General features: G+C 69.8%; 19 protein-coding genes and 1 pseudogene. 9 read left to right on the forward strand and 11 right to left on the reverse strand.

All coding sequences use genetic code 11. The features are described 5' to 3' along the window. Nucleotides 1-175: 175 nt before the first annotated feature. Nucleotides 176-652 carry a hypothetical protein gene (locus tag ACZ5VC_RS13170; RefSeq protein ID WP_469120141.1) on the reverse strand — a complete coding sequence of 159 codons (477 nt, stop codon included), beginning with the start codon at nt 650-652 and terminating at the stop codon, nt 176-178. Between the two features lie 313 nt (nt 653-965). Here ACZ5VC_RS13170 and ACZ5VC_RS13175 point away from each other — a divergent pair, with 313 nt between their 5' ends. Both ACZ5VC_RS13175 and ACZ5VC_RS13180 read left to right on the forward strand, forming a co-directional pair. After that, a complete protein-coding gene (locus tag ACZ5VC_RS13175) occupies nt 966-1,397 on the forward strand; it encodes an ester cyclase (protein ID WP_469120142.1) in 432 nt (143 codons plus the stop codon). A gap of 216 nt (nt 1,398-1,613) precedes the next feature. Then, nucleotides 1,614-2,606, forward strand: coding sequence for an NAD-dependent epimerase/dehydratase family protein (locus ACZ5VC_RS13180; RefSeq protein ID WP_469120143.1), 993 nt, complete (start codon nt 1,614-1,616; stop codon nt 2,604-2,606). 29 nt (nt 2,607-2,635) lie between these two features. Here the strand turns inward: ACZ5VC_RS13180 and ACZ5VC_RS13185 are convergent, their stop codons facing one another. Then, nucleotides 2,636-3,289 carry a maleylpyruvate isomerase N-terminal domain-containing protein gene (locus ACZ5VC_RS13185; protein WP_469120144.1) on the reverse strand — a complete coding sequence of 218 codons (654 nt, stop codon included), beginning with the start codon at nt 3,287-3,289 and terminating at the stop codon, nt 2,636-2,638. A 224-nt stretch (nt 3,290-3,513) separates the two neighbouring features. Between ACZ5VC_RS13185 and ACZ5VC_RS13190 the strand changes: the two genes are divergently transcribed. The 3 genes from ACZ5VC_RS13190 to ACZ5VC_RS13200 all read left to right on the forward strand — a co-directional run bounded on the left by ACZ5VC_RS13190 (nt 3,514) and on the right by ACZ5VC_RS13200 (nt 6,549). Then, entirely contained in the window at nt 3,514-4,107 is a 594-nt protein-coding gene (locus tag ACZ5VC_RS13190) for a hypothetical protein (protein WP_469120145.1), read from the forward strand. A gap of 299 nt (nt 4,108-4,406) precedes the next feature. Next, the gene (locus ACZ5VC_RS13195; protein WP_469120146.1) at nt 4,407-5,774 is read left to right on the forward strand and encodes a pyridoxal phosphate-dependent decarboxylase family protein; all 1,368 of its coding nucleotides are present in this window, start codon (nt 4,407-4,409) and stop codon (nt 5,772-5,774) included. 613 nt (nt 5,775-6,387) lie between these two features. Further along, complete coding sequence (locus tag ACZ5VC_RS13200) at nt 6,388-6,549, forward strand: DUF6191 domain-containing protein (protein ID WP_469120147.1); 162 nt, start codon at nt 6,388-6,390, stop codon at nt 6,547-6,549. Nucleotides 6,550-6,821: 272 nt separating this feature from the next. Here the strand turns inward: ACZ5VC_RS13200 and ACZ5VC_RS13205 are convergent, their stop codons facing one another. Both ACZ5VC_RS13205 and ACZ5VC_RS13210 read right to left on the reverse strand, forming a co-directional pair. Next, the gene (locus ACZ5VC_RS13205) at nt 6,822-7,238 is read right to left on the reverse strand and encodes a (R)-mandelonitrile lyase (RefSeq protein WP_469120228.1); all 417 of its coding nucleotides are present in this window, start codon (nt 7,236-7,238) and stop codon (nt 6,822-6,824) included. A 255-nt stretch (nt 7,239-7,493) separates the two neighbouring features. Further along, nucleotides 7,494-7,652, reverse strand: a pseudogene (locus ACZ5VC_RS13210) (IMP dehydrogenase); the annotation flags it as partial. A gap of 353 nt (nt 7,653-8,005) precedes the next feature. Between ACZ5VC_RS13210 and ACZ5VC_RS13215 the strand changes: the two are divergent. The 3 genes from ACZ5VC_RS13215 (at nt 8,006) to ACZ5VC_RS13225 (ending at nt 10,939) form a co-directional block, all read left to right on the forward strand. Continuing rightward, nucleotides 8,006-8,920, forward strand: coding sequence for a helix-turn-helix transcriptional regulator (locus ACZ5VC_RS13215; protein ID WP_469120148.1), 915 nt, complete (start codon nt 8,006-8,008; stop codon nt 8,918-8,920). Between the two features lie 331 nt (nt 8,921-9,251). After that, nucleotides 9,252-9,920, forward strand: coding sequence for a DUF6197 family protein (locus ACZ5VC_RS13220; protein ID WP_469120149.1), 669 nt, complete (start codon nt 9,252-9,254; stop codon nt 9,918-9,920). A gap of 182 nt (nt 9,921-10,102) precedes the next feature. Next, nucleotides 10,103-10,939 (forward strand): class I SAM-dependent methyltransferase, encoded by an 837-nt coding sequence (locus ACZ5VC_RS13225; RefSeq protein WP_469120150.1) that lies wholly within the window; start codon nt 10,103-10,105, stop codon nt 10,937-10,939. Between the two features lie 96 nt (nt 10,940-11,035). On the opposite strand, the gene ACZ5VC_RS13230 is transcribed toward ACZ5VC_RS13225, so the two are convergent. From ACZ5VC_RS13230 to ACZ5VC_RS13250, 5 genes are all read right to left on the reverse strand, one after another. Beyond that, entirely contained in the window at nt 11,036-11,161 is a 126-nt protein-coding gene (locus ACZ5VC_RS13230) for a hypothetical protein (protein WP_469120151.1), read from the reverse strand. 195 nt (nt 11,162-11,356) lie between these two features. Continuing rightward, entirely contained in the window at nt 11,357-12,202 is an 846-nt protein-coding gene (locus tag ACZ5VC_RS13235; protein ID WP_469120152.1) for an alpha/beta fold hydrolase, read from the reverse strand. Next, entirely contained in the window at nt 12,199-12,711 is a 513-nt protein-coding gene (locus tag ACZ5VC_RS13240; protein WP_469120153.1) for a MarR family winged helix-turn-helix transcriptional regulator, read from the reverse strand. The genes ACZ5VC_RS13235 and ACZ5VC_RS13240 overlap by 4 nt, the downstream gene beginning before the upstream one ends. A 468-nt stretch (nt 12,712-13,179) precedes the next feature. Beyond that, nucleotides 13,180-13,806 carry a glyoxalase gene (locus ACZ5VC_RS13245; protein WP_469120154.1) on the reverse strand — a complete coding sequence of 209 codons (627 nt, stop codon included), beginning with the start codon at nt 13,804-13,806 and terminating at the stop codon, nt 13,180-13,182. Between the two features lie 5 nt (nt 13,807-13,811). Next, nucleotides 13,812-14,294, reverse strand: coding sequence for a helix-turn-helix transcriptional regulator (locus tag ACZ5VC_RS13250; RefSeq protein ID WP_469120155.1), 483 nt, complete (start codon nt 14,292-14,294; stop codon nt 13,812-13,814). A 65-nt stretch (nt 14,295-14,359) separates the two neighbouring features. On the opposite strand from ACZ5VC_RS13250, the gene ACZ5VC_RS13255 reads away from it, so the two are divergent. After that, nucleotides 14,360-14,725, forward strand: a complete 366-nt coding sequence (locus tag ACZ5VC_RS13255) for a hypothetical protein (protein ID WP_469120156.1) — start codon at nt 14,360-14,362, stop codon at nt 14,723-14,725. A 12-nt stretch (nt 14,726-14,737) separates the two neighbouring features. Here ACZ5VC_RS13255 and ACZ5VC_RS13260 read toward each other — a convergent pair whose 3' ends face one another. Together ACZ5VC_RS13260 and ACZ5VC_RS13265 are read right to left on the reverse strand one after the other, a co-directional pair. Then, nucleotides 14,738-15,148 (reverse strand): VOC family protein, encoded by a 411-nt coding sequence (locus ACZ5VC_RS13260; protein WP_469120157.1) that lies wholly within the window; start codon nt 15,146-15,148, stop codon nt 14,738-14,740. A gap of 210 nt (nt 15,149-15,358) precedes the next feature. Next, on the reverse strand, nt 15,359-16,126 hold the full coding sequence (locus tag ACZ5VC_RS13265; protein WP_469120158.1) for a dienelactone hydrolase family protein: 768 nt from the start codon (nt 16,124-16,126) through the stop codon (nt 15,359-15,361). Between the last annotated feature and the right edge of the window lie 51 nt (nt 16,127-16,177).

The raw sequence follows: 16,177 nt of genomic DNA on the forward strand, positions 1-16,177 counted from the left end.
CCCCGTGGGCCACAACAGGTTACTGGGGACCCTCCCGCGAGGAGATCGTTTCCGGGTACATCAGTGGAACGGGTGACGGGCCGGCGCGCACCGGCCCGTCACGGGGCGCATCGGGCTTCCGGCGTAGCGGGCGGCGTCGTCGGAACACGTTCGGCATCGGCGCCGGGCCACGTGCTCAGGGGAAGAGCTTGAAGGTCACGTCCTTGGAGCCGGGGGGCGGTGCGCTGTTGGTGTAGTGGAGCTGGATGGTGGTGAAGCGCTGGGTGTCGGGGTGGGCGGGCCAGGGCTTGGGGTTGCTGAGGGTGACCGTGACCGGGTACGGGTGGAAGCGGCCCGCCGCGCAGTAGGGGCGGCAGTCGTTGACCATGTCGGTGCCGGTGGCCGTCGCCTTGCGCGTGCCCCAAGTCTTCCAGTGGAGTTCGACGAGGCGGTTGTTGCCGTCGCCGCAGGCCAGCAGGTACTCGTCGGGGCGTATCTGGGGCCGGGAGAAGCAGTCGACGACCACGACCGGATCCGGTGCCGGGGCAGCCGTGGTCCGCGCGGAGGCGGGCACCGCGCCCGCCGCGAGAGCCGCAGCCGCGCACAGCAGAGTGACCGTCCGCACCTTGGTTCGGGCTGCGGGAGAGAGCCCGGCCTTTCCTGAAGCGTCCACGAGACCTCCTCGCCGAGTCGGGGATGCAGCAGTGCCCAGCGTCCCCCATCCGGGCGTACGGCGCACCCGCTGCGAGCCGAGAGAGGGCAGGGGCCACGCCCTGTGGTTACTTGTGGTTACAGGACATTTGCCCACTGTGGTCGGGCTGCGGAGACGAGGAGCCCGCAGTCCGAAGAACTCCCGCTCCTCAGTCCAAGGAACTCCCACTCCTCGAAAAGCAGGGGTGATCACCTCCAGGGCTTCCTCCCGCTGGTGCTGATCGAGCGGTGGGATAGTGAAAATGACGCCTCCGTGCGACTGAGGAGGAGACGCGATGTCGATCGATAGCAACAAGGCGCTGGTACGGCGGTTCTACGACGAGGTCTTGAACGGCCGGCGCGTGGAACTCGTCGACGAGTTTGCCGTGGCGGACTACGAGGAGCACGATCCGCTGCCGGGGCAGCGCGCCGGCCGCGAGGGGCTGAAGGACCGATTGACCATGCTCGTGGAGGGATTGGCACCCACCTTCACCGTCGATGACATCATTGCCGAGAACGACCGGGTCGTCGTCCGCTGGACGAATGACGCAACGCACTCGGGCGCGTTCTTGGGCATCCCGCCCACAGGGCGCTCGTGCCGCTTCGCGGGCATCGACATCTTCCGCCTGGAGGGTGACCTGCTGGCCGAGCACTGGCACGTGGTCGATCAGCTCACGATGCTTCAGCAGCTCGAACTGCTGCCGTCCTCCCAGGGAGCGCCGGCGTAGAGCTCGTAGCTTCCTGCATTCCCGTCTGCATTCCCACCGCCGGTCACGCGGTGGCGCGGGCCACGCGAGCGCGGATGGGCAAGGACGGTTTGACGGCACCGGCCACGCATCTGCCGACTGCTCTGCGCGTGGGCCTCTGTGGCCAGTTGACGACATCGGCTCCGCCGGCAGCGAACCCGCCTGGCCGCCCGGTGTTCGCGGTGCTTGGGTGTGGGGATGGAGATCCTGGTTCTGGGCGGAACAGCATGGGTGGGCCGCGAGCTGTCGCGGCAGGCGATAGCGCGCGGTCACCAGGTGACATGCCTCGCCCGCGGCGAAAGCGGAGAAGTCGCGGACGGAGCCACGCTGGTGACCGCCGACCGTCGCGATCCTTCGGCGTACGAGCCACTACTCGACCGCGCATGGGATGCGGTCATCGAGGTCTCATGGCAGCCCGGCTTCGTGCGTGAGGCACTCCACGCACTGGGCGACAGGGCCAGGCACTGGATCTACGTCTCCTCCGTCAGTGCCTACGCCTCCCATGCCATACCGGACGCGGACGAGTCGGCGGCACTCCTTGCCCCGACCGACCGGAGCGAGGTCGACCGCGCCCTGTACGGCGAGGCGAAGGTCGCCTGCGAGCAGGTGTCGACGGCCGTCGTGGGCAACCGCCTCCTCATCGCACGCGCCGGTCTCATCGGCGGCCCGGGCGATCACAGCGGACGCTCCGGCTACTGGGTGGCCCGTGCCGCACGCGATCCGCGAGGACCGATGCTGGTTCCCGACGCACCGGCCAGGCCGACACAGGCAATTGACGTACGTGACCTCAGCGCCTGGCTGCTCGACGCCGCGGAGAAGGGCACCACAGGCATCTACAACGCCGTCGGTCCGGTCGTTCCGTTCGAAGAATGGATCGAGTTGTCCCGGTCCCTCGGCGGGCACACCGGGCCGGTGGCCACCGTCGACTCGGCATGGCTGCTCGCGAATGGAGTCGCCGAATACATGGGAGCCGAGTCGCTGCCGATGTGGGTGGTCGCGCCGGGCTGGGAAGGGTGGGCGGCCCGGAGTGGGTCTGCGGCGCGCGACGCGGGGCTGCGCCATCGGCCGCGGGCCGAGCTGCTGGCGGACACCCTGCGCTGGGAACGCGAGCAGGGCCTGGATCGGGCGAGGCGAGCCGGACTCAGCGCGCAGCGCGAGCGCGAGTTGCTCGACGCTCTGGGTGACGGCTGACGTCTCCCGCCTCTCGCACAATGCGCGGCTCAGCCGAGGACGAACGGCAGCTTCGCCGCGAAGTCGCCCAGCGCGGCCTTCTCCGCGTCGGTCGGCGTGCGACGTCCGGTGCCGATCAGCAGCGTGTCCTTGTCCGAGAACGAGTCGGGAAACGGGGTCCCGGCGATCTTCTCCAGCGCCGCGCGTGCCGCCGCGAGGGTCTCGGCCGGCGGCTCGGCGGCCGACGGCAGGTGCGCGGTCAGGTCGAGGTGGTGCAAGGTCCACTCGAGTACGTACGCGGAAAGGTAGTCGCCGACGGTCAGTACCTCGTCGCGAGTGCTGACGCGGAGGGTGGGGTCGGCGAGTTCCGCGGCGCGGCCCGCGGCGGAACCGACGTCGTCGAAATGGAACTTGAGCCACCGGGGCTCGCCGTAGGCGGCGGCCAGCCGGGGGATGAGCGCGTCGAGCGGGTCCTCGCCGGTCGGGGGTTCGACGAGGTCCCAGTAGGCGATCGCGTCCACGGTCGGTTCGGTTTCCGCAGGCGTGACGAGGGTGATCAGGACGTCCTGGGCGTCGATGACCAGGTGGCACACCAGGTCCCGCACGAGCCAGCCGGTACATCCGGACGGCCGATCGAAGTCCTCGTCCGGGATTTCGGCGACTGCCGTGCGCAAGGCCGTCCAAGAGCGTGAGAAGAGATCCACTACGGCACGGTAATACCGGACGGGAACGGCGGACAAGCGCGTACGGGCGGCCGGCTCGCGTACTTCCCGCACGGCCAACGCAACTGACGGGGCATCAGGGAGAAGAGCAAGGGAGAAGAGCAAGGGAGAAGAACAGGGGGCACGGCGCAGCCTCTTCACGCGCCGTTGTCAGAGGTCGATGGCATGGTGGGCGGAACCGAACGAGACACGGGGAGTGAAGAACCATGGGTGACTTCTTCGAGCGGATCGTCGACCTCGAGGTGAGTGCCGAAGATGCCGGTGCGCTCGCGGAGCGGATGGTCGACTGGATGGTTTCCGAAGGCCTGGTCACGCGCGACATGTCGGGTGACGCCATGTACTCCCTGAGCGTCGACAAGGGTTACGCCCCCGGCCCGAACTGGCGGCGCGCCGTGGAGGACTGGGATTGGGACTGGATACCCGGCCCGGTTGCCGTCGTAGTCGGGCGGGACGATCACATTGAGGGTCAGGGAGAGATCGAGCCGGAATGCGCCGTCTGCCCACGCTGCCGCGCCAAGACCGTGATCATCAACTACCCGGAGGCGTGGGGGGCGGACGAACAGGTCTGGCAACCCTTCCAGGACGGCATCGAACGGTGGAAGGAAACGGGGGAGGGGAGCGCTGCGTGCCCGTCCTGTGGCGCGATGGTCCCTGTCACTGAATGGGAGTGGCCCTCCGGCTTCGAGCTCGCGTCGCTCGCGTTCGACTTCTGGGGGTGGCCACCGCTCCTCGACAGCTTCTTCGCCCAATTCAGCGAACAGCTCGGACATCGCACCGCAGAGCAGACGGGAAAGTTCTGAACGCACCGGGATCGGCCGCACCGCCCCGCCCTGCCTCGAGCCCTTGGGGCTCTCGGCTCGCCGCGAGAACACGGGGCGTCGTCCGCGCGTACCGCTCGCCACAGGGGCCCGGGGTTCGGGGAGACCGTCACAGGTCACGCGTGGCTCCACCTGCAGGCGCGCGTGGGGTCGAGTGCTGGTCGTGGCAGCCAGGCACCGAGCGCAGTGCTCAGCTTCCGCCCCACGACGGTCGGCGCGGGGGGAGCGACCGTGTGAGTCGTGGCTTGCGCGGCGGCAGTGACTGACTCATAGTCCGAGGTATGGACGCGCGCGAGGCGGCGCTACGGCAGGCGTACGGTCATGCTGTCCGCTGGCTGGCGAGCCTGTCCGACCGCCCGGTTCCCGCCCGCGCTTCGGTCGATGAGATCGTGCGCGCGCTTGGTGTGGACTTGCCCGACGGACCAAGCCCACCCGCCGATGTTGTCGACCTGCTGGCCAAGGCCTGTGAGCCGGGGCTCACCGCGTTTCCCAGTGGTCGCTTCTACGGATTCGTGGTCGGTGGCACCGAACCGGCCGCGCTGGCCACGGACTGGCTGGTCAGCGCCTGGGACCAGAACTGCGTCATGCGCGCCGTCTCGCCCGCCTACTCGGCGGTGGAAGACATCGCCGGCGCGTGGTTGCTCGATATGTTCGGCCTGCCGACCGGCAGCGCCGTCGGCTTCACCACCGGTGCCACGATGGCGAACTTCACCTGTCTCGCCGCCGGGCGCGACGCGGTGCTGGCGCGAACCGGCTGGGACGTCGCCCGGGGCGGGCTCGTGGGCGGGCCGGCTGTACGCGTCATCGTCGGCGAGGGCCGCCACATGGCCATTGACCTGGCTTTGCGCTACCTGGGGCTCGGCGCGCCGGACCTGGTGAAGGCGGACGATCAGGGACGCATCGAACCCGAGGCCCTGCGCCACGCCCTCGAGGCCGGCGGGCAGAGCCCCACCATCGTGATCCTCCAGGCCGGAGAGATCCACTCCGGCGCCTTCGATCCCTTCGCCGAGACGATCCGCGCCGCTCGCCAGGCAGGTGCATGGGTGCACATCGACGGCGCCTTCGGGCTGTGGGCGGCCGCCTCTCCGACGTACGCACACCTGACGGCAGGCTGCGCGGACGCCGACTCCTGGGCGTCGGATGCCCACAAGACCCTGAACGTCCCCTACGACTGCGGCCTCGCCATCGTGCGCGACCCGTCCGCGGTCCGCGCAGCGATGGGCGTGCAAGGCGACTACCTCATCCAGGCCGACCACGGCGACCCCATCGACACGGTCCCCGAGCTCTCCCGGCGCGGCAGAGCCTTCACCGTGTGGGCCGCGCTCCGGTCCCTCGGCCGATCCGGCGTGGCAGATCTCGTCCAGCGGCTGTGCGGGCACGCCTCCGCGTTCGCCGCCGGCATTGCCGAGATCGACGGCGCGACGGTCCTCAACGAAGTGGTATTCACGCAAGTCTGCGCCGAGTTCGGGAGCGACGAACGCACGGATCAGGTACTCGCCCGGCTGCTCGACGAGGGCACGACGTGGATCAGCGGCTCCACCTGGCACGGCCGTCGCGTCATGCGGATCTCGGTGAGCAACTGGTCGACGACGGACGACGACGTGGCACGCGCGCTCGACGCGATCCGGCGCGCATCCATCGGCGCCTGATCCGAAGCCGCCATCCGGTTACGTCCTGGACGAGCGCGGCACGCAGTCGTGAGGGGCCACCCTCCTCGGTGGTTGCCGTCCCAGGGCAGTCACGGCACACCGGGGCATGGTGGCGCCTCCGCCGCATGGGGGAAGCGGATCATGCGCCAGTCTGATCCCTGCGCGCTGCGGATCCAGAACAGTGAGCGCATGGCAATCAGCGAGATGAGACGAGTCCACGACGGCGGTCGAGGGGATCCAGCGGCCTGCCGCTCTGTGCAGAGCGCAATTGCCCGCGAGACGGGGAGCAAGCCCCATCGGGTGATATACGGCGCTGCCGGGCTGTGTACCGGACTGTCTGTGCGAGCGGCCCACGCGCGGGCCGATGGCTGGCGTCCCGAGTTCTCCCATTCCGCACATCCGATGAGAGCGACGCCGACCCTTCCGCCGTTTGCCGGCAGTCAATCGCGTTGAGGACGATGAGGGACCACCTGTGACGTTCTTGCTCATGTCGTTCCCGGCGTTCGCGTCCTGTCTGGTCTTGTTCGCCCTGATGGAGAGCGCGTGGCGATGGTTCACAGGGCTGGGCTTGATCCCTTGGGTACGCAGGCGCACGGGGCGGTCGTTGTCGAGCGTGGCCTTCGACGAATTCACGGCGGTCGTGAACGGAAACAAGTCGGTAGAGGTGGAGCAGCGGAGGGTGGAGCTGCTGCTGCGGGACGACGAGAGCGACGGTGCGCCGCCCCGCTCCGGCGTCGACCTGACCAAGGGCACGGCGTTCATCGCGCCGACCTGACGATCTTCACCGCCGCCCCCTCATCACCCCTGCCGCCGACCTGTCGGGCCTTCCGGTACTCCTCACCGTGCTCGACGGAGAACCGGCTCACCGCGAGGCGCGTTTGTGACCGGCCGAAGGGACGGCGACACGAGAGAGCGACACGAGACGGCGAGACGGGACGGCGACACCAGACCGGGTACGCGCGGTGAGTGACGCAGGCTCAGGCGCAAGCGCAGGTGCGTAGCCATGGCGTGCCGCTCGAGGCTGGGGGAGCCGTCGCCCGGCGTGCCTCAAGGACGGTTGGTGGTGCGGGGGCCACCGTACTGGCTGTCCGTGACGGGCTCGGCCCATGTGGTCTCCGGGCGGCCGTCCTCAAGGGCTTCCCACATGGCGAGGTGTTCCATGAAGCGGTCGGGGGAGGCTCCGTGCCAGTGCTCCTCGCCGGGCGGGCAGGTGACGGTCTCGCCCGGGTGGGCCTCGAAGACCGTGCCGTCGCGCGTCCCGATCAGGGCGATACCGGACACCACGTGCAGGGTCTGGCCGAGGGCGTGGGCGTGCCAGTGGGTGCGGGCGCCGGGGGCGAAACGGACCATGTTGATGCGCATCCGCGACGGCTTCTGGCCGGCGTGGATGACGTCCCACCAGACGTCGCCGGTGAACCAGTCGGCCGGGGCCTTGCTGGTGGACTGCTGCTTGGTGAACTCCATGGTGTTCCTCCGGGGGGTTCTGGATGGCGTCGTCGCGCCGGGATCGGGCCGGGTGGAGTCAGGGGAAGGGCGGCCTACGGCGACACCGCGGCGCGGACGTGTGGGGCTGGGCTCCGCGGGCCCGGCCCCGCCGCCTGCGGCGACACTGCGGCGCGGACATATGGAGGCCAGGCTCCGCTCGCCCGGCCCCGGAGACAGGGCCACAGCCACAGAAGCGGGCGGAAGCAAGCGGAAGCGGTTACGGGCGCAGGAGGCCTTGATGGCGCGGCGCTCGTCCATGGCCTGGTACGCCTCGGCCGCCCGGTCGAGTGGGAGCTCCAGGTCGAAGACCTTGCCGGGGTTGATTTTCCGGTTCCAGATCAGGTCGATCAGCTCCGGCAGGTACTGGCGCACGGGAGCGGGGCCGCCGAGCACGCCGCGGACACCCGGATGTCGCCGGGGGCGTGCAACACGGCAGCGCGCATGATGATCTCTCTTTCTCACTGGTTCAGGAGGTGGGCCGCCCGCAGGTGCCCAAGGCGTCTCGGGCACGGTCGCCGCGCGGCGGTCGGCCGCAGGGGCGCCACGCGGTGCGTAGCCCGCCTTGTCACTCGCGGGCGGGCACCGCCCGCACACGGGCCTGGTGACCTTCGCCCGTCGGCGCCCCGGCACAGCAGGGAAGTCGCCGCAATCAAGAAAACCGCCTTTCGCGGCGGTCTGGGAGTTCCTCTCGAGGGGTGTACCAGCAGTACATCCCAAGCCCGTCGTACCCGGCGTACGGTCGAGACGTGGACAATCGCCAGGAAGTCCGCGAGTTCCTCGTCTCGCGGGGAGCCAAGATCACCCCCGAACAGGCCGGACTGCCCACCGGTCCCAAGCGCCGCGTGCCCGGACTGCGCCGCAGCGAAGTCGCGGCGCTCGCCGACGTCAGCGTCGAGTACTACTCCAAAGTCGAACGCGGAACCCTCGCCGGCGTCTCCGCCGGCGTACTGGACGCCATCGCCCGGGCCCTCCAACTCGACGAGGCCGAGCGCGCGCACCTGTTCAACCTGGCCCGGGCCGCGGACGGCAGCGATGCGCTCGCCCGCCCCCGCCGTCGCTCACCCAAACGCTGGACGCCCCACCCCAGCCTCCAGTGGACCCTCGACGCGGTCACCGAAGGACCGGCCTTCGTCCGCAACGGCCGCATGGATCTCCTGGCCGCCAACCGTCTGGCCCGCGCCTTCTACCACGACGTCTACGCCGACCCGCACAACCAGGAGAACCTCGCCCGTTTCAGCTTCCTCAGCCCCGACTCCCGCCGCTTCTACCCCGACTGGGACCTCGCCGCCGACATCGCCGTCGCCATCCTGCGCACCGAAGCCGGCCGCGACCCCCACGACAAGGACCTCCACGACCTCGTCGGCGAACTCTCAACCCGCAGCGATGCCTTCCGTACCCGGTGGGGCGCCCACAACGTCCGCCACCACGGGATCGGCTTCAAGCGGTTCCACCACGCGGTCGTAGGCGAACTCACCCTCGCCTACGAAGGACTCGAGATGGCCGCCGAACCCGGCCTCACCCTCACCATCTACACCGCCGAACCCAGCTCACCGTCCGCAGAAGCACTGCGCCTCCTCGGCTCCTGGGCAGCCACACAGGAATCGGAATCCTCCCCGCGCCCCGCTCCCGACCAGCTGAGCCAGAGCCACGAGACCACCTGACAAGTACGACGGCGGTCCGGTCGGCTTCTCGTACGTCTGGTTGACCCAGCCCCATCGGCAGCGACGAAGTCGGTCCTCACCAATCGTGCACGCAGCGACGCGGTGCGGCGTATCCGCCACGAACCGGGCGAGTAGCACATGTCCCCGGTTGGCACGCTGCTCGGCTCTCTGAAGGTTCGAGGAAGGTGACCGCACGTCTCCACGGCGGACGGCTCCCCGTCGCCACCTCAACTCGAACTCCCCCGAATGCCACAGCCCCCTCAAGCGGCATCTGCGTGCCGCCGACATCACCCTCACCACAAGGACCGACAGCCATGGAGCCCCAGCCCCGATGCCGACCGCCGCCCCCCTCACCCCCGCCCCCCTCACCCCCGCCGCCCTCGACCTCGAGGCCTGCCGCCTCTACGAGTCCGCAGCCTGGCAGCAGATCGTCACCAATTGGTCAGCGACCGCCCAGGAACCGACGGCCCGCCCAGCCACCCAAGCGACCCCAGCCACTGAAGCCTCCACCTGTGGTCACGAACCAGGGAACTGGCGCAGCCTTCTCTCCGCCCCCGTCGACCAGCTCATCACCACCGCCCTCAACACCCTCCCGGCGCAGCCCCCCGACGAGCGGCCCCTGCCGGGCCGGCTGGGCGCGATCCTCCCCGACCGCCTCCACGCCTGGCGCCGCATCGGCCAAACCGACCTGCGCCCCTCCATCCACCTCGCCTACGCCCGCCAGGTGCTGGCCGAGTGGGGCTGGCAGAACACGCCGTACAGGCTCCGCAACGCACGCGGCGCCCGCTGTATCTGCGGCGCCATGCTCACTGCGCACCGCCTCGGCTACGGCAGCAGCGACTGCATGAACCGGGCCGGCGCCTGGATCCTCACCGAACTGCGCACCCAAGGATGGAACGGCCTCATCGGCCCCTGGAATCGAGCCCCCGGCCGTACCGCTTCCGAAGCCGTCAACCTCATCGACGCCACGATCCGACGCGCCTCTCACGCCGGGCACTGAGGCACCTGGGGGTATCAGCTGCCGGACAAGCGCCCGACCATGCCCACGCGCTCGGCCACGGGTGATCCGTCGGGACGCCGCGCGGCGTGCCTCACCCGCGTGGGCGGTGGCCCGTGCAGGATCGCTGGATATGGGCCGCGCCGGCCGTCAGACCGTCCCTGTCGTCCCGAAGAGGTCCTGCCGTGGAACTTCCCGACCCTCCGCTCCCCGGCGGTGGCGAAACCGTTGACAGCCGCTACGGCGAGGCGGTGTTCCCGCCGGAGCGGCCGGGAGAGGACGAACGGATCGACCTCGGCGCCCTCGCCTACGACGAGACCACCTTCGCGCGGTTCGGGGAACTCGGGGTCGGTCCCGGATGGCACTGCCTGGACGTGGGCGCCGGGACGGGCACGGTGGCCCGCCGGTTGCTGGATCAGGTTCGCGTCACGTCCGTTCTCGCCGTCGACCGTGACGTACGCTTCCTCGCCGCCCGGCCCGCACCGGGGCTCACCGTCATGGAGGCGGACATCACCGACCCGGACTTCGATCCCGGGCGATTTCAGCTGGTCCACGCACGGTTCGTCTTGATGCATCTCCCCGCACGGCGGGAACTCATCGCGACACTCAGCCACTTGCTGGCCCCCGGCGGAATACTCGTCCTCAGCGACGCGGTCGACCTGACCTCTGCCGACGCGGCCGACACCTCGTACACCCGGGTGATGCGGGCGATGTGGCAGGGGCTGAAGGACACCATCGGGACGGACATCACCTGGGTGCTGGAGTACCCCCGTCTGCTGCGCGAGGCCGGGCTCACCTCCGTGGCCGCGGAGATGCACGTCCCTCCGCTGCTGCCCGGCAGCGCGATCAGCCGGTTCTGGGCCGATACGTGGCACCGCGCGCGGGAGGCGATGACGGCCACGGGCCTCGTCGACGACGCGACGGTCGAGGACGCGATCGGCTGTCTGGAGTCGTCGGACTGCGCCGAACTGTCGCCCGGGATGATCACCGCATGGGGGCGCCTGCCGGAAGGCGGTTCCTGAGAGCTTCCATGCCGGTTCGGCCGGTGGACGGTCCAGGAGAGCCCGTCCCGCGCCTGGCCCCCGCCGTCGCTTGCGTCCACTGAGCGGAATGGAGACTCAGACCATCGCCCACGGCTCGGCACGCCAGCCCGGCAGTCCCTGGTCCAGCCACTCCTCGATCGTCCGCCGCCAAGGGTCGGTGGAGTCACCGTCGACGACATCGGCCCAGGTGTCCGCCGCCACGTCCGGATCGATGACGAGGCTGTCGAGGTAGGCGTCGAAGTCGTCGGCGACCTTTGCCCCGATACCAGCGCGACGACTCCTCAGACACAGTCGGATTGTCGCACCCGTGGCGGCCCGAGATCCCCTGAGCCAACGTTGCTGAGTGCCGAACCGAGCACGCCGGCCATGTGCTCAAGCGGGTACAGGTGGGTGTGCTCATGCCGGGGAGGCGGTGAGCAGGAAGCGCTTGAGTTCGTGGTTGACGAGGTCGGTGTTCTCGACGTTGACCATGTGTCCCGCAGAGGGGATGCGGACGCGGCGGGCGCCCCGGGTGGCGTGCTCGATCTGCCGGGCGTTGGACGTGATGTCGCTGCTGTCGAGCTCTCCGTCGAGGACGAGAACGGGCATGTCGAGCTCACCGAGGCGGTCGGCTGCTCCCACTTCTTGTGGCATTCCGGCGCCGAGGCCCGCGGCGTGACGGGCTACGTTGCGCGACGCCGAGCCCCTCATACGCTCGCGCAACGCCGCAGGCGTGTCACCCGGGTCGCGGTGAGGTCCGTCCACCCACATGCGCAGGAAGTGTTCCACGAAGCGGTTGACGCCGTCGGGGGCGCCGACCGCCGCCAACTGCGCTTGTGTGTGGTGGAGGACGAAGGGGTCGGTGAACGACCGGCCGCTGATTCCCGGTGAGGCGAGGGCGAGGGCCGACACGAAGTGGGGATGAGCGAGCGCGGTATCGATGGCGGTGCGAGCTCCGAGGGAGAGCCCCACAAGCGTCGCGCTGGGGGCCTCGAGGCAGGTGAGCAGGTCCCGCAGGTCGTCGTGGGGGGCGTAGTCGGCGCTGACGGTGGAAGAGCGCCCATGGCCGCGGGCGTCATAGCGAATGACTCGGTGTCCCAGGTCCGCGAGCCAGTGGAACTGCTCGTCCCACATGCTCAGGTCAAGCATGCCGCCGTGGAGGAGTACGACGGTCGGCCCCTCGCCCCTCGACTCGTAGAACAGTTCGCCGTCCACGACCGGGACGGTACCGGTCTCGGTGCGCTTGGTGGGTGCATGCCTCATCGCGCTTGATCTCCTTGCTGCCTGGGGGAAGCCGGATCCTGCTGGGCGAAGTACTGGAACTCCTCGCCGAGGCGGTCGAGTACGCGCAGCGCGGTGACCACGTCCTCATGGGAGAGGTCGGAGAGCCGCTGCCGCATTTCGGCCTCCTCTGAGTCCTGGATGTCGCGGATGACAGCGGCGCCCTTGGAGGTGAGGCGGATCAGACGCGAACGTCGGTGTTCCGGGTTCGGGGCGCTCTCCGTCAGTCCGAGAGCTGCCGCGTCGTTCACCAGCCGTTGGACGGGCTGTCGGTCAAGCCCCAGAGCACGGGCCAGCTGAGGCACGGTCCGTGGGCCGCCGCCCAGCAACTCGTCCAGTACGGCGTGCTGACCAGCGGTCATCCCTGTATCCGTCAGCTCTCGCTCCACCGCGCGCACCACCGTGCGATGCAGCGGCCAAAGGCGTCGGATCACCGCGTAGAGCAGGCGCTCCACCGGCACCTTGTTGTCGGCATCTCCATCGACACTCACAGTGTCATGATGACATCAAGGCTGTCATTCGGGCAAGCGGGTGGGACACCAGCGGAATGCGCGCGTTCATGGGTGCGTATCGACTGGGCACTTGGTCCGTACGCCGACACCTGGACGATTCCGTGCCGCCTCTGCCCGGTCTGCCGGCCGGACGCCCCAACTCCCAGGAGAGAAGACAGGGTTCATCCCGTTCCGGAACCGGCACCGTTCATAGGTGGTGCGGGCAGACAGTCGTGGGTCGGTCGTACCGAGCCCGGCCGCCGCCCTCTCTCCCTCCCTGGCCCAGGCGGCGGCGAGTCCGTTCAGGCCTGGATGCGTACTTCCGGAGTGCCGTAGACGCTTGCGGTCCGTTCACCGGACGCCGGCCTGCCCGGCTTCGGCGCCGCGCTCCCGCGGTGAGACGCCCAGCAGGGTAAGCAACTGCTCGAAGGCCTCGGGGCCTCGGCCACCGCCGGGGGCGGGGGCACATCAGAGGGCGGGGGCCGGTGATGCGGCCTCCCACGCGAACCCGTCCGGGTCGGTGAAAGGCCCGGCAGCGCCACCGATCGCGAGCCGGTGCGAGCCGGTGCCGTCGGGAGAGACGCCGACGTCCTTGGCAAGGGCGCGGCGCCTGTACAGCGCCAGCTTGACGGGACTCGATCCCGCAGCGAACTCGACGTACATGCGGCCGAAGCTCTTCGTTACGGCAAGGCCCTGGTCGACGTAGAACCGCTTGCTCGCGGTCACGTCCGCGACTCCCAGCAGGAGCACGATCTCGTCGATCTGCCGGGTGGCGGGGCCGGTGTCCTTCTTCGCCGAGGTCGCCACCTTCCAGATTGTGCCGTCGGGGGCTCGTACGACACCGCCGTAGCCCCAGAGCGACTTCGCGGCAGGCTTCAGCGGCATGGCGCCGGCCTCGAGGGCGGCGCCGATGAGGCTGTTGACGGTGGCCGGCTGGGACACCGTGAGCGACAGCGTGAACCCGCGGAAGCCGACTGTGGGGGCCTCCGAGGCCCGCAGGCGTATCTGCGAGTCCAAACCGAAGGTGGTGGTGTAGAAGCGGTGGGCGGCCGTGGGGTCGGCCACGTCGAGGGTGATGGATTCGATGGATGCCATGGCCATCACGCTAGTTGCGGCTCGACGACCGGCGCTTCTCGATTCCTGACCCGTCTTGTCGCTTGTTTCGCCAGGCACGGAGGCATCCCCTCGGCCGCGCCCGTCGCGTGGCGCCGGTAGGCGCTGGGTGGCATGCCGACCAGCTCGGTGAAGCGGGTGCTGAAGGTGCCCAGCGATGAGCAGCCGACCGCGAAGCAGACCTCGGTGACGCTGAGGTCGCCACGGCGCAGCAGCGCCGTCGCGCGCTCGATGCGACGCGTCATCAGGTACGCGTACGGCGATTCGCCGTAGGCCAGCCGGAACTGGCGGCTGAGGTGCCCGGCGGACATGCTCACGCCGCGGGCGAGAGCCTCGACGTCCAGCGGCCGCGCGTACTCCCGGTCGATCCGGTCGCGGACGCGGCGCAGTCGCGAGAGGTCCGTCAGTCGCGCGAGGTCACTCAGGCGCTGCGACGCGGCGCGTGCGCGCCCCCAGGAGGGGTGACACATGGGAGAACTCCTTGTCATCGAGGTCCGCGAGCACCTGGCCACATGCCGAGCCGGGCGGTGGGTGGGTGGGGGGCTCTGGCGGTGACCGGCCCGCCGGAGTCGACGAGCCGGTCAAGCAGGCTGAGCAGATCGAGCAACTCTCCGACGAGCACCTCTCCGACGGCGGCGGGACGGAGGCCGGTGGTGGGCTCGGGAAGAGGATGTGGACGGCGGCCTTGCGGGCCCCCGGGGCGGCCTTGGCGCGCCCCATTCGGGCGCCCGGCACGACTGGTCGGCGTGCGCGCCTCGGCCTCGGCGGCCGACATCGCGCGCACCTGTGCGAGGGGCCGGCCGCCGAGGCGGTGGTCGAGGGCAGCGGCTGGGAAACGCCGGCCGCCGTTTCTTTTCGGGTCGTCGTGACGCCGGCCATCACGGCCGAATGGATGACCTGACGGCTCAGCGAATCAGCGAAGCTCCTGGATGCGGACCATGTTGCCCGCGGGATCGCGGAAGGCGCAGTCGCGGATGCCGTACGGCTGCTCGGTCGGCTCCTGGACGACCTCGGCATTGCTGGCCTGCACCTTCTCGAACGTACCGTCGAGATCCCGGGTGGCCAGCAGGATCCATCCATAGGTGCCCTTGGCCATCATCTCGACGATGGTGCGGCGCTCGTCCTCGGTGACCCCGGGATCGGCGGCCGGCGGCGCCAGAAGGATGGACGTGTCGGGCTGGCCGACGGGGCCGACCGTGATCCAGCGCATCTTGCCCTGTCCGACGTCGCTGCGGACCTCGAAGCCGAGGGTGTCGCGGTAGAAGGCCAGGGACGCGTCCGGGTCGTCGTGCGGGAGGAAGCTCGTGTGAATGGTGATGTCCATGACGGTCAGGCTAGGTGCGGCCCCCTGACCCGCGCTTCTCGATTCCTGACCGATCGGCGGCCCCTTTCGGGGTGTGACCGAGATACGCGCCAAAGGGGCAACGGGATGATCTTGAAGCACTGATCCGCTCGGATTCACCTGTGAACGTCTCCGCGATCGAGTAACCGCCCGAATGCGTTTCTGCTGTGCTGACTTGAGGGGAGTGGACTGTCAGTGCCCGGGGCCAGCATGCTTACCTGGGTCATGCCCCAGATCCTCTGTCACGGGCAGGCACTCGGCGAGCAGGTCGACGACGTCGCGCCAGGCTCGCTGCGCGTGCCGTGGGTGGTAGCCGACGCCGGGGACCACGGGGTGGTCGACCGTCGGGTGGTGGAAGGCGTGCAAGGCGCCGCCGTAGACCGCGAGGCGCCAGTCGACGCCCGCGGCCTGCATCTCGGCGGTGAACGCGTTCCGTTGCGCGGGCGGCATGATCGGGTCTTCCGACCCGACCCCGGCCCACACCGGGCAGCGGATGCGCGCCGTCTCGCCCGGTCGGCCCGTGGTCAGTGCGTTGACTGTCCCGATCGCGCGCAGGTTGACGCCGTCGCGCCCGAGTTCCAGCCCGATGGCGCCCCCGGTGCCGTAGCCGACGGCGGCGATCCGGTCGGGGTCGGTCCGCGGTTCGGTGCACAACACATCGAGCGCCGCATGGCCGATGCCTCGCATCCGCTCGGGGTCGGCGAGCAGCGGCAGGCAACGGGCCAGCATCTCCTCGGGGTCGCTCAAATAGCGCCCGCCGTGGAGGTCGAAGGCCAGCGCTATATATCCCAGCTCGGCGAGCGCATCGGCCCGGCGGCGCTCGACGTCGCTGAGCCCCATGCCCTCTGGTCCGAGCAGCACCGCGGGCCGGCGGTCGACACCGGCCGGGAGCGCGAGGTGCCCGATCATCGTCAAACCGTCGGCCGGATACTCGACCGTACGCGTCGTAATCGTCGTCATGAGACTGGACTGTAGTGATCGTCGAGCCCGGTCCGGCCGGTGTTCTGCCGC

It is taken from the genome of Streptomyces sp. NPDC033174 (assembly GCF_055577795.1).

Coding starts and splice junctions, on each gene's coding strand:
- ACZ5VC_RS13175 (WP_469120142.1), top strand. CDS start 966: ATGTCGATCGATAGCAACAAGGCGCTGGTACGGCGGTTCTACGACGAG.
- ACZ5VC_RS13180 (WP_469120143.1), top strand. CDS start 1,614: ATGGAGATCCTGGTTCTGGGCGGAACAGCATGGGTGGGCCGCGAGCTG.
- ACZ5VC_RS13190 (WP_469120145.1), top strand. CDS start 3,514: ATGGGTGACTTCTTCGAGCGGATCGTCGACCTCGAGGTGAGTGCCGAA.
- ACZ5VC_RS13195 (WP_469120146.1), top strand. CDS start 4,407: ATGGACGCGCGCGAGGCGGCGCTACGGCAGGCGTACGGTCATGCTGTC.
- ACZ5VC_RS13205 (WP_469120228.1), bottom strand. CDS start 7,238: ATGGAGTTCACCAAGCAGCAGTCCACCAGCAAGGCCCCGGCCGACTGG.
- ACZ5VC_RS13220 (WP_469120149.1), top strand. CDS start 9,252: ATGCCGACCGCCGCCCCCCTCACCCCCGCCCCCCTCACCCCCGCCGCC.
- ACZ5VC_RS13235 (WP_469120152.1), bottom strand. CDS start 12,202: ATGAGGCATGCACCCACCAAGCGCACCGAGACCGGTACCGTCCCGGTC.
- ACZ5VC_RS13245 (WP_469120154.1), bottom strand. CDS start 13,806: ATGGCATCCATCGAATCCATCACCCTCGACGTGGCCGACCCCACGGCC.
- ACZ5VC_RS13250 (WP_469120155.1), bottom strand. CDS start 14,294: ATGTGTCACCCCTCCTGGGGGCGCGCACGCGCCGCGTCGCAGCGCCTG.
- ACZ5VC_RS13260 (WP_469120157.1), bottom strand. CDS start 15,148: ATGGACATCACCATTCACACGAGCTTCCTCCCGCACGACGACCCGGAC.
- ACZ5VC_RS13265 (WP_469120158.1), bottom strand. CDS start 16,126: ATGACGACGATTACGACGCGTACGGTCGAGTATCCGGCCGACGGTTTG.